The sequence below is a fragment of the Aquimarina macrocephali genome, assembly GCF_051627225.1.
GTDB classification, from domain to species: domain Bacteria; phylum Bacteroidota; class Bacteroidia; order Flavobacteriales; family Flavobacteriaceae; genus Aquimarina; species Aquimarina macrocephali.
The window spans coordinates 810869-822625 of the sequence record NZ_CP151795.1 but is presented as its reverse complement, the minus strand read 5'-3'; the positions used below and the strand labels follow the sequence as shown (position 1 = coordinate 822625).

The window sequence follows — 11757 nt, the reverse complement described above, 5'->3', positions numbered from 1 at the left end:
TTTTAAAAACTTAAAGATATGCCAGATTTAAAAAATATAGAAAATTATAAATATAGTTTAGAGAAAATATTTCCTGAAGCTGAAGATTTTTTACCACTTTTAGGAACAGATTACGTAGAGTATTATGTGGGGAACGCAAAACAAGCAGCCCATTTTTATAAAACAGCACTTGGATTTCAATCTTTGGCCTATGCTGGATTAGAGACCGGTCTAAAAGACAGAACATCTTATGTTGTGGTACAAGATAAAATACGTTTGGTCTTTACAACACCGATGCCAAGTGGTGAGAGCAAAGAAATATACGATCATATTCAAAAACATGGAGATGGAGTCAAAGTTATTGCATTATGGGTCGAGGATGCACGTAAATCCTGGGAAGAAACTACAAAAAGAGGCGCAAAATCTTATTTTGAACCAAGAGTAGAAAAAGATAAAGATGGAGAAGTAGTGCGATCAGGAATACATACCTACGGAGATACAGTGCATATTTTTGTAGAACGTAAAAACTATAATGGAACATTTCTTCCAAAGTTTGAAAAATGGGAATCTCATTACAATCCAACAAGTTGTGGTTTAAAATATATCGACCATATGGTAGGTAATGTAGATTGGGGTCAAATGAATGTTTGGGCAAAATTCTATAACGAAGTGATGGGATTTGCAAACCTGATTACCTTTGATGATAATGATATTTCTACAGAGTATACTGCTTTAATGAGTAAAGTAATGACCAATGGAAATGGAAGAATTAAGTTTCCGATAAATGAACCTGCCGAAGGCAAAAAGAAATCTCAGATTGAAGAATATATTGATTTTTATGGAGGTGCAGGATGCCAACATATCGCAGTAGCTACCGATGATATTGTTTTTACAGTTAGCGAAATGAAAAAAAGAGGGGTAGAATTTTTATACGTGCCAGGAACATATTATGATACTGTTGGCGATCGTGTAGGAGAAATAGCAGAAGATATGAAACTCCTTAAAAAACACGGGATTATGGTGGATAGAGATGATGAAGGATATTTGCTTCAGATTTTCACCAAACCATTGACCGATAGACCTACATTGTTTTTTGAAATCATTCAACGTAAAGGAGCCCAATCTTTTGGAAAAGGAAATTTTAAAGCTTTGTTTGAATCTATAGAAGCAGAACAAGCAAGGCGAGGAACACTATAGAAATGCATTTATAGAATAGACTGCCCTTTAAAGAAAAACGTTACATTATTAAAGATAGGAGGGGTTATACCATCTTTGTCGTAATAATCTTTACAGGGCAGGCTTTTTGAGCCTGCACACAATCATCATAAATGGTATTATCAGGAGATTTTAAGGTATGAAACCCTTTTTTATCTGTAGCGTGCAGTAATACCGTTTTCCCATCTTTTTTAGACATCTGAAACTGGGTAGGTGCCATTTCTACACAGTAATTACAACCAATACATTTTTCGCGCTGTAAGGTAACTACTACCATTATTCTTGAACGATTTTATAAAGTTTATCAGACGGGCGTATTCTAAAATTAGTGGGGATAGTGCACGAATCTCCTTTTTGTGCAGTATCTAATCGCTCATCGTTTACCATCATCTCTTTGAGTTCAAATTCTTCTACTCCCGTTGTTGGGCCTGTAATTAAAATGGTATCTCCTAGTTTAATATCATAAGCTTCAATTTTAAACTCTGCGATACTGGGCTTAGGAAAAAAGTGAACACCTTTACCGATATACACTTTCTTTTGTGTGGCTTTGGATCCGGAAACATCACTCCATTCTCCTAATTTTTGTCCTAAATAATACCCACTCCAAAAACCTCTGTTATATACTTTTTCTAACTCCTTCATCCAATGATCGACCTTCGTTTTGGTAAAAACTCCATCGGCACAGGCATCTATAGCTTCGCGATAGGTTTTAATTACTTTTGCCACATATTCGGGAGCTCGCCCTCTACCTTCAATCTTTAATACTTTGGCTCCTGTATCTATAACCTGATCTAAGAAATCTAATGTGCATAAATCTTTAGGAGACATGATATACTCATTATCCAATTCCATTTCAAAACCGGTTTCCTGATCTACAACACTGTACTTCTTTCTGCAATTTTGTTTGCAGGCACCACGGTTGGCAGATGAATTGTGTGAGTGTAAACTCATATAGCATTTACCAGACACGGCCATGCAAAGTGCTCCATGTCCAAAAATTTCAACTTCAACTAACCTTCCCGAAGGGCCTTTAATTTGCTCTTTCTCTATCTGATCACAAATTTTCTTTACCTGTCGTAAACTCAATTCCCGACTCATTACCATAGTATCTGCAAATAGGGAATAAAATTTTACCGTTTCAATATTGGTAATATTGATTTGAGTAGAAATATGAACTTCCATATCGATCTGTCTAGCATAGGCTATAACAGCTTGATCCATGGCAATCACAGCAGTCAGATTTGCCGACTTGGCAGCATCTAATAACGTTTTTATAATCGATAAATCATGATCATAAATTATGGTATTAAGCGTGAGGTAGGTACGTACATTTTTTTCGGTACAGCGACGAGCTATTTCAGGTAAATCAGCAATCGTAAAATTTATGCTGGCTCTGGCTCGCATATTTAATTGATCTACTCCAAAATAAACAGAATCTGCTCCATTATCAATAGCAGCTTGTAAAGATTCAAAATTACCTGCCGGTGCCATTAATTCCATTGTTCCTGTAGGGGTCATATTTTCTTCATTAATTCAAGTGCAAAAATACATTATTTCCATCTTTTTTTGAAGTGAAAACTTGTGCACTAAGAGTAATTATTTTTAAAACGCAAATGTATGTTATTTACTGAGTAAAAATGATATTTAAAATCATTCTTTTTTATTCTTTTTGTTAGCGATAATATGTTGATTTTTAAGTGTATAAAAACAATTGTTTTTAAGGCATGAAAGGTCTAATCCAAGGAATGATAAAAGTCATATTTAGCCCTTTTTCTTGTCGATATTTTTGTTACATAATTCAAAATTCTTTCAAGATGAAAAATGTAATAATTACTGTATTGGTTGTACTATTAGGAGTGACTAATTTTGCGTACGCGCAAGAAGAATCAAATGATAATGCTGATTTTAGCAAATGGCAGATCAGACTAAGAGGAATCGTTGTATCACCAGATGAAAGTGCTACAATAGAAACCATAGGAGGTGACGTAGATATTTCTACTGCTATTGTTCCAGAATTAGATATCACTTATTTCTTTACCGAAAACTGGTCTGCAGAATTAATTTTAGCAACGACAAAACATGATGTGAAAGCTGTGGGTACTGCTGCAGGAAACATAGATTTAGGAGATGTGTGGTTATTGCCCCCTACTTTACTTGGGCAATATCATTTTACCGGCGGTAATTTTGTTCCTTACCTTGGTGCAGGGCTTAATCTAACTCTTTTTTATGGAGCAGATGAAGGACCTGTGGCGGATGATGTTGATTATGATACTGCTGTAGGTTTTGCATTTCAGGGTGGTTTTGATTTTATGCTTAATGACAAATGGTTTATAAATGTTGATGTTAAAAAAGTATTTTTAAGTACTGATGCTACGGTTAATGCTACAACTGCATTAGGAGCAACTGTAGGAGCAGATGTAGATATTAATCCATGGATATTTGGAGCTGGTATAGGTATTAAATTATAAATAAATACAAGTTATATCATGTAAAAACCGCTTAACATTTTTATTAAGCGGTTTTTTGATTAGCTATAATATATACTCAAATAAATTGGTGACTATTTATTTCCTAACATTAATAGTTCATTACAAACTACCTCTGTGATATATCGTTTTTGACCTTCTTGATCTTCATAGCTACGAGAGGTAAGTTTTCCCTGGATAGCGATCTCTTGTCCTTTGTTTACATATTTATCTACGATATCTGCAATTTTACCCCAGGCAATGATATTATGCCATTGGGTATCTGTGATTTTATCGCCTTCTTTGTTATAATAATGATCGTTTGTTGCAATAGAGAATTTAACGAGTTTTTTACCAGATTCAAGACTTACGATTTCTGGTTCTTGTCCTAAGTTTCCAATCAACTGTACTTTGTTTTTTAGCGTGTTCATAATTTTAATTTTACGTGTTAAACAGTTAATACCTTGTCCTGAATGCGTTTCAGGAACTTTTTAATGAGTATCGAATTTATAAACTTCTTGTATTGTATAAGAAAAGCTTGTTTAAATTCAACACTGCAAACATAAAGTGGGGTCTCACGTAGATTCGGTTAGGAAGTGTTTATTTTCGCTTGTAGTCATTTGTAGTCGTTTGTAAATAAATAAAAATATTGATTATCAGGTGTTTGTGATGTTTTTTTAAAACTGAATTTTTTATTCTAAAAAGTGTATTTTTAAAACAAATTATAAAAATAAGCACAATAGGTGTGTTTATTTACTTGTTGTAAAACATTCTAAAAATGAATATCTCCATTAGATTTATCGGAATTTTATTCTCTTGCTTTTGCTCCTGTAAAAGTTTAAATGATGAAAAAGAAAGGCAAATAGAAGAAAGCTCAATTCTGTCCGATGATAAAGTAGTGATATTATTAAATTCTGATCATAACAAATGGCTTCATGAAAATTATGGGTATCAAAAATGGGAACCTAAGGAAAACGAAATCATATCTATCCAAGAAATCATTGACAAAGCTATCAAAAATGAAGAATTTGACTTTTTAAAAAAGCCAATTAAGGAGAGCCTTAATAAGTATTACAAACAATATATCCCGTATATCAATAAAAAAGGAGAGAAAGTAATTGAAATTAATGCCTTTTGCGAAATTTTGGAAATTCCACCTTTACCCGAAAGCAAATCAAAACAGTGGACAAAAATGGATTGGAAAAATGAATATGTAATGGTTGATGATGGAGGAACTTGTTATTGGCAAATAACCATTAATATTGACAAAAAGACTTATGAAAACTTAATGGTAAATGGAGTGGGATAAAAAACGCTTTACAACATTATATATGAAATCAGAGCAAAGTGTAGTGTTTAATCGAAAGGTCGTTTCCTTTTTGTGATGGCGCTAGATTTTTATAAATTAAACAAGAAATAAAAATACGCAGATAAATAGAATGGTTCAGGCTTGTTTGCATTGCTCCGATTCATATATTTGGCGTTGTGTGTAATTGCGAAATAAAATTGGAAATCACAAAGAAAGACATAGAAAAACTAATTGAATTGAGAAAAGGAGACACTTTTCTAAATCATTTGTGGAATGTCTTTTCTCGTGACTTTAGACCAAAAGGAGAAATTAGGAGAAATGAAATAAAGGTTTGGAACCAGAATTTATGGAATAGTGCCTTCTATCCAATTTTTAAATTCGAACTGAACGTAAATAATCACCTGATAAACATAACGGATAAATTAAATCCAATTGGAAAAACTTTAATTGGACTATTCTCAATAGGAATTCTCTACTTTGTTTTGACTAATGTTTCGCCTGATTTTGATTTTCTAGAAAATTGGTTGCCAATTTTAATTGGTTCCGTTTTCTTACTGATTTTAATAACAGTTTTTCGCAAACTCTATCTATTCGAGAAAAAAAATCAACTTGAAGAAATATATGAAATATTAGATATTGAAATTGAGAAAAAGCAACCTGAAAAGGAATGGTCATTAAAAAACATATTGATTAGACTGTTCACTTATCCTTTTTGCCTGTTTTTAATTGGTATTAATATATTTTTACTCATCCCTAAGGGACAATTTATTATGGCATTATGTAGCTTTGGATTTGTTATGTTTTATTTAGTTACGGATTTGAAAATGATATTTCGAAAAAAAACTACTGGCAACAAGGTATAAGAAAACATAGGGCTTTTGGGCATAATCGAAAGGTCTGTGTTTATTTGAGAAGTCGCCAAATATAAAATTTGGTATTTACGAAAAATGATAAAAGCAAAATATTTATATTTGGCTTAGTACCAACCCGAAACGTATCGCTTATCACCTGCCCTACGTTTCTTATACTAAACGTTAGCTACAATTTGAATGAACATTAAGATAATAATTATAATCGTCCTGACTTTTATATGTTTTGAATCATATTCTCAAAACATTTATTCAGCATTACATCACGATAGGCCTATTGATTTAAGAGAAAACTCAAATGTTTCACAAATTACTTCTACAAATACATTCTATAACTCAAATGGAATGGAAATACATAAAGAAGTCTCAATCATAAATGAAAATCGAAGACTTGTTTCTGAGATGAGATATGACGAAACAGGAAAATTAGAAGCAAGACTTTCTTTTAAATATGACTCAACAAAAATAAAAAGTACTTCCGGCAAATTTGAACGTTGGAACAAATATAATGGATACACATCCGAAATATCAACCTTTGAATATAATGAAAAAGGATTTTTAATAAAGATTAATACTAGAAATAAAAACAATGTTTTATTTAGAGAAATTTTTTTAATAAATAATGAAAAAGGTCATCCGGTTGAATTAAAGTTAAAAGAGAAAAATTTTAATTTTTCAGGTAAAGAAATTGCTGAATATGACTATATAAACAATATTTCAAAAACAAAAGTGCTTGACGAAAATGGAAAAGTTATTTCTACAAATAAAAGCCAAATTGATTTTTTGATTAGAAAATACCCGAATTCAGAATATAATGAACTTGGAAATTTGATTAAATCTGATAACTATGAGTATGAGTATAAATATGATAAAAATTCAAATTGGACTAAACAAACTATTTATAAAATAGTTAATGGAAAAAGAAAAAAAAATCGAGTCTTCAAAAGGAAAATAAAATATCGGAAACAAAGACAGTAGCTACCACTGTATATAGTAAATAGGGCGATTAATTTTTAACCAAAAGGTTTGCCTTTATTTGCAATAGTTGTCAAATATTTTGTTTCGGGATTAAAAGAAAAAATTAAAGCAAAATACAAAAGATTTGACTTGTGACTAAACCGAGAATAATTGCTTGTTTTCGGCCCAACTTGCCATATATTTAACGTTGTGTTCAATGAAATCAAAATGAGTAAATTTGAAGAAATTGAATCTAAAATAGATTGGCTACTTGAAGAATCAGGAATGGGACTTCAGGGAATTAACATGAATGATTTGAAATGATTATTTCTGCTAGAATCACAATATTGTTTAACATTGATAGAAAGAATAACAGGTATGATTAATTTTAGATCTAAAATAGAAATCGAAGATATTTCGGTTTGGATGGATGGCGGTTCAATCACACTGAAATGCAGGAATGAAAATGATCAATATTTTGAGATTGAATTTGTTCAAAATGTTTCTTGGAGCTTATACGAATCTCAAAACATTCCTGGAAGGATCTATCTAGACAAAGAATTAATTAACCAAAGGTCTAATTTAGAAACTGAAATTATCAATGGGTTGATCAAAGCTGAGTTAAAATCTAGGAATTCCTTAGACCAAAGGATGTTAAACGAGAAACTAGAATATGTCAGTTCTGAAGGATATTTGACTGATCAAGTAAAAATTAGAAGAGTAAAAAGAACATAACAATTTAAACCAGTTAATAGAAGCCATGAGCAAGACTTTATTTGCAATCTTGATTATTATATTAGCTGGATATCATATCCCTTCAAATGCACAGTATCAAGAAAAAAATGATCTTCAAACTATAATTAGTGAATTTGGGAATAAGATTAAAAAAGATGTAGAGGATGATAATGTCAAAGGGAGTATCTCTGCTGTTATAGTAAAAGGAGATCAAATCATTTGGTCAGGTGCTTATGGATTATCAGATATTGATAATAAAACAAAGGCCGATTCTACCACCATTTATCGTACAGGTTCAATCTCTAAATCCTTTACTGCATTTTTAATGATGCAATTGGTTGAAGAAGGAACGATTAAATTAAATGATCCCATAGAGAAATATTTACCAGAAATTAAAGAGCTAAAAGGATATTCAAATGCGACTAAAATTACATTTCAACAACTTGCAAGTAACACCTCTGGATTAATTAAAGAACCTGAATTAAAAGATGCCGCATCTGGTCCAATTGAAGATTGGGAAAGTAAGATTTTACAATCAATTCCAAAAACATCGTTCATATCTAAGCCGGGACAAGAATTTAGTTATTCTAATATCGGGTTTGGAATTTTGGGATTTGCTCTTTCTCGAGCGGCAAATAAGTCATTCATCGAATTGGTTAAAGAGAGAATATTTAAGCCATTAAATATGACCAATAGTTTTTTTGTAGTGCCAGAAAATAGGATGGTTGATCTTGCAAAAGGGATGAAATATGAATCAATCGGTGAAATTAACACCAAATCTGAATTGGAACATATGGGCCGAGGATATAAAGTGCCAAATGGCGGTATTTATTCTACGCCAAATGATTTGGCAAAATTCATTGCCAGTACTATGGGATATAAGGCAATATTAAGACAGGAAAGTCTAGCCACAATGCAAAGCAAACAAACGCCAGATGGAAAATACGGCTTGGGCTTTTTTCTCTATCAGGATAGCACAATTTCAACAGTTGGACATCCTGGAGCAGTTGCAGGATACAATTGCTCTCTTCTTTTTGAAAAGAAAAGTCAGTACGGGGTGATCCTAATGAGAAATTATAATAGAGGATTAACAAATTTAAGTTTGCAATCAAAGATTTTATTACGAAAACTGAAAAGTCTATAAATAATAAATGCACAATACAAAAGACGTTAGGAACAATTAGAAAAAATGAAATTCATTCAATTAATATCAATCTTTTCAATCTTATTTTTAGGATGTAATTCATTAAAGAATGTTAGTGAGAATAAAACAAATTCAAATTTCGACATTAAGTTTATCGATTATTTATTTAAAGATTATAGTGGAAGTAAACCAAGTGCAAGTATTATTGTAATAAAAAATGGAGAAATTGAGTTTGCAAAAAGTTATGGATACGCAGATTTAGAAAATAAAATACTCGCAACACCAAAAACAAATTATCGAATTGCTTCGGTCACAAAACAATTTACAGCATTGGCAATAATGATTTTGATAAATCAAAACAAACTATCTTACGAAACAAAACTTACCGATATATTTCCTGAATTCCCTAAATATGGAAAAGATATTACCATAAAACATATTTTGACACACCGTTCTGGTTTAGTAAAATACAATCGTTTTGTCGAGAAAAATAGAACAGAACAAATGTTGGACAAAGATGTATTAAACGGACTTTTGAAAACCGATAGCACGTATTTCTATCCCAACACAAAATATGCATATAGTAATACTGGTTATGCTGTTTTGGCTCAAGTCATTGAAAAAATATCTGGAATGTCATTTGCAAAGTTTATGGAAAAGGAAATATTTCAACCATTAAATATGACTAATTCCAGAGTTCTTGAAATAGATAAAGAAATTAAAAATCGAGCTTACGGTTATCTAGTTAAAGACACTGCGATAACTGCGAAAGACCAAAGTATGACAAGTGCTATTCAAGGAGATGGAGGTGTTTATTCATCTGTTTTAGACTATTATAAATGGGACAAAGCATTGTATTCTGATAAACTGATTTCACAAACTGAATTAGATAATGCTTTTTACAATTACGATGAAAACGGAAAATCTAATGAAAATGGCTACGGATATGGTTGGATAGTCAATTACGACAAAGGAGTTAAGATTTTGCAACATGGTGGTTCATCAACTGGTTTCGGAAGTCATGTCATTAGAATACCTAGTGAGAATATTTCTGTAGCAATATTTACCAACCGAAATAAAAAAGGACAAGAATTACCAAATAGAGCAAAAGCTTTAATAAGTCATTTTACAGATGGTAAATTTAAAATGCCATTTGAGATAGTTTTAGAAAAGGAAATAGACCAGAATGGAATTACTGACGGAATTGATTTGTACAACAGAATCAAAACAGATACTCTAAATTATAATGTATCGAAAGGTGCACTATTCAATTTCGGAATTAGCTACATTAACGCTAATAAAAAAAATGACGCATTACAACTGTTTTCAGTTTTAGAAAGTGATTATCCAGACTATTTTGGTGGATATTATGGAACGGCTGTAATTTATCAACAAGAAAAGAAGATAGAAAAAGCAATAGAATATTTTGAAAAAACAATTGAACATTGTACAGAAAATGAAAAATGGGCATCAGAGCATTCCCAAAAAATGATTAATGAACTTTCGGAATAAAACTGAGCCTGACATAGTATGTAAAACATAGCTGATGAGTGCTAAGTCGAAAGGTTAGTGCTTTTTTATGCTATGTTTCATACACAAACCGTTGTGTTTAATTGTATTAAAATCAAGTGAAGAAATGCAATCTGAAATAAGCAAGACAAGGCGAGAATATATTAAACGAATAAATTACGTATTGGATTTTGTTGAAAAGAATCTTGATGCAGATTTATCACTTGAACAGCTATCCGAAAAAGCCAATTATTCATTGTATCATTTTCATAGAGTATTTTCAGCTATTGTAGGTGAAAATTTAAACGAATTCATCAATAGAAAGCGAATAGAACGTATTGCATCTATCTTACTAGTGGATAGTAGTAAATCTATAAAGGAACTTGCTTACAGTTATGGTTTTAATAGTGAAAGCTCATTTTCAAGGTCATTTAAAAAATATTATGGTATTAGCCCTACTGTGTTTAAATCGGAAGGAATAAGTGTACTTAGCAAGATTGGTATAGAACCTCTAACAATGGAAAAATACATTTGCAGCATTGATAACATTAAAAAATGGATTGATATGAATGCTCAAATAACAGTAGAAGAATTGTATGAGATAAAACTTGCTGGTATAATGAATATTGGAGAATTTGATAAAATTGGTGATATGTATCAAAGATTAATAGAATGGGGAACTCAAAAAGAAGTGTTGAGTGTGTCTGATTTTAAGGCAATTACCGTGTATCACGATAACCCCAATGTGACCCAGACTTCAAAAGTAAGATATAGTGCGTGTGTTACCATTAATAAGGATATCGAAGCAGAAGGAGAAATCAGACCACTTGTGATCCAAAAAGGTATTTATGCTATCGGACATTATGAAATTAAAGCAAAAGATTTTTCAAAAGCATGGGAGAGTATTTGTATATGGGTGATAGAGAATGAGTATAACTTTAGAGATGGAGATTATTTTGAAGTGTATCATAATGATCATAAAACTCATCCTGAACAAAAATTTATAGTAGACATATGTATCCCTCTTGAAAAAAGCAATAAAATTAAATTTGATAAAACTGATAAGACATTAAATAAGGGGAACTTATCCAATTATAGAAAGCAAATCAGTGAAGGGCAGATACAAAAGGATTATAGTCAATTGATAAATTACATCAAAGAATTAAGGACCTATTTTCGTAATGAATATGCTTCAGATTTTATAATAGGAAATATTTATCAAGGAAATATGGATTTTTCCTATTTTTCCTTGACTACTCAGGAATTGAAAAAACAAAAATTAAAATTTGTCATAATATTCAATCATAAGATGATGCGATTTGAAATTTGTTTATCTGGTCAGAATAAAAATATTAGGAAGAAATATTGGGAGGTATTTAAAGACAGTAGTTGGGATAAATACCATTTGGCAGAATCAATTAATAGCAGTCTTTCTATTATAGATCATATAATAGTGGAAAAGCTTAATTTTGATAATAGAAGTGTCTTAACAAAGCAAATTGAAACCGAATCATTAAAATTTATAAATGAAATTAGAGATATTCTCGAATGATAAAAACGACACTATACACAGAA

At 31.3% G+C, this 11757-nt stretch carries 12 protein-coding genes; 9 read left to right on the top strand and 3 right to left on the bottom strand.

Translation table 11 applies throughout. The features are described 5' to 3' along the window. Positions 1–18: 18 nt before the first annotated feature. Positions 19–1176 carry a 4-hydroxyphenylpyruvate dioxygenase gene (gene hppD / locus AAFU52_RS03760; RefSeq protein ID WP_438425538.1) on the top strand — a complete coding sequence of 386 codons (1158 nt, stop codon included), beginning with the start codon at positions 19–21 and terminating at the stop codon, positions 1174–1176. A gap of 64 nt (positions 1177–1240) precedes the next feature. On the opposite strand, the gene AAFU52_RS03755 is transcribed toward hppD, so the two are convergent. Continuing rightward, positions 1241–1471, bottom strand: a complete 231-nt coding sequence (locus AAFU52_RS03755; RefSeq protein WP_024771809.1) for a ferredoxin — start codon at positions 1469–1471, stop codon at positions 1241–1243. Continuing rightward, positions 1471–2712: a peptidase U32 family protein gene (locus AAFU52_RS03750; RefSeq protein ID WP_438425535.1), complete on the bottom strand. Its 1242-nt coding sequence runs from the start codon at positions 2710–2712 to the stop codon at positions 1471–1473. The genes AAFU52_RS03755 and AAFU52_RS03750 overlap by 1 nt, the downstream gene beginning before the upstream one ends. A 296-nt stretch (positions 2713–3008) precedes the next feature. Here AAFU52_RS03750 and AAFU52_RS03745 point away from each other — a divergent pair, with 296 nt between their 5' ends. Beyond that, entirely contained in the window at positions 3009–3662 is a 654-nt protein-coding gene (locus AAFU52_RS03745) for an OmpW/AlkL family protein (RefSeq protein ID WP_438425534.1), read from the top strand. 92 nt (positions 3663–3754) lie between these two features. Here the strand turns inward: AAFU52_RS03745 and AAFU52_RS03740 are convergent, their stop codons facing one another. Beyond that, complete coding sequence (locus AAFU52_RS03740; protein ID WP_106793280.1) at positions 3755–4090, bottom strand: single-stranded DNA-binding protein; 336 nt, start codon at positions 4088–4090, stop codon at positions 3755–3757. Between the two features lie 347 nt (positions 4091–4437). Between AAFU52_RS03740 and AAFU52_RS03735 the strand changes: the two genes are divergently transcribed. The 7 genes from AAFU52_RS03735 to AAFU52_RS03705 all read left to right on the top strand — a co-directional run bounded on the left by AAFU52_RS03735 (position 4438) and on the right by AAFU52_RS03705 (position 11734). Continuing rightward, entirely contained in the window at positions 4438–4968 is a 531-nt protein-coding gene (locus AAFU52_RS03735) for a hypothetical protein (protein WP_438425531.1), read from the top strand. Between the two features lie 236 nt (positions 4969–5204). Then, entirely contained in the window at positions 5205–5831 is a 627-nt protein-coding gene (locus AAFU52_RS03730) for a DUF443 family protein (protein ID WP_438425529.1), read from the top strand. Between the two features lie 351 nt (positions 5832–6182). Then, a complete protein-coding gene (locus AAFU52_RS03725; RefSeq protein ID WP_438425527.1) occupies positions 6183–6815 on the top strand; it encodes a hypothetical protein in 633 nt (210 codons plus the stop codon). 336 nt (positions 6816–7151) lie between these two features. After that, complete coding sequence (locus AAFU52_RS03720) at positions 7152–7529, top strand: hypothetical protein (RefSeq protein ID WP_438425526.1); 378 nt, start codon at positions 7152–7154, stop codon at positions 7527–7529. 25 nt (positions 7530–7554) lie between these two features. After that, complete coding sequence (locus AAFU52_RS03715) at positions 7555–8673, top strand: serine hydrolase domain-containing protein (protein WP_438425524.1); 1119 nt, start codon at positions 7555–7557, stop codon at positions 8671–8673. A 45-nt stretch (positions 8674–8718) separates the two neighbouring features. Then, positions 8719–10185, top strand: coding sequence for a serine hydrolase (locus AAFU52_RS03710; RefSeq protein ID WP_438425522.1), 1467 nt, complete (start codon positions 8719–8721; stop codon positions 10183–10185). 124 nt (positions 10186–10309) lie between these two features. Then, positions 10310–11734 carry an AraC family transcriptional regulator gene (locus AAFU52_RS03705; protein WP_438425520.1) on the top strand — a complete coding sequence of 475 codons (1425 nt, stop codon included), beginning with the start codon at positions 10310–10312 and terminating at the stop codon, positions 11732–11734. Positions 11735–11757: the final 23 nt, after the last annotated feature.

Coding starts and splice junctions, on each gene's coding strand:
- hppD (WP_438425538.1), top strand. CDS start 19: ATGCCAGATTTAAAAAATATAGAAAATTATAAATATAGTTTAGAGAAA.
- AAFU52_RS03755 (WP_024771809.1), bottom strand. CDS start 1,471: ATGGTAGTAGTTACCTTACAGCGCGAAAAATGTATTGGTTGTAATTAC.
- AAFU52_RS03750 (WP_438425535.1), bottom strand. CDS start 2,712: ATGACCCCTACAGGAACAATGGAATTAATGGCACCGGCAGGTAATTTT.
- AAFU52_RS03745 (WP_438425534.1), top strand. CDS start 3,009: ATGAAAAATGTAATAATTACTGTATTGGTTGTACTATTAGGAGTGACT.
- AAFU52_RS03740 (WP_106793280.1), bottom strand. CDS start 4,090: ATGAACACGCTAAAAAACAAAGTACAGTTGATTGGAAACTTAGGACAA.
- AAFU52_RS03735 (WP_438425531.1), top strand. CDS start 4,438: ATGAATATCTCCATTAGATTTATCGGAATTTTATTCTCTTGCTTTTGC.
- AAFU52_RS03725 (WP_438425527.1), top strand. CDS start 6,183: ATGGAAATACATAAAGAAGTCTCAATCATAAATGAAAATCGAAGACTT.
- AAFU52_RS03715 (WP_438425524.1), top strand. CDS start 7,555: ATGAGCAAGACTTTATTTGCAATCTTGATTATTATATTAGCTGGATAT.
- AAFU52_RS03710 (WP_438425522.1), top strand. CDS start 8,719: ATGAAATTCATTCAATTAATATCAATCTTTTCAATCTTATTTTTAGGA.
- AAFU52_RS03705 (WP_438425520.1), top strand. CDS start 10,310: ATGCAATCTGAAATAAGCAAGACAAGGCGAGAATATATTAAACGAATA.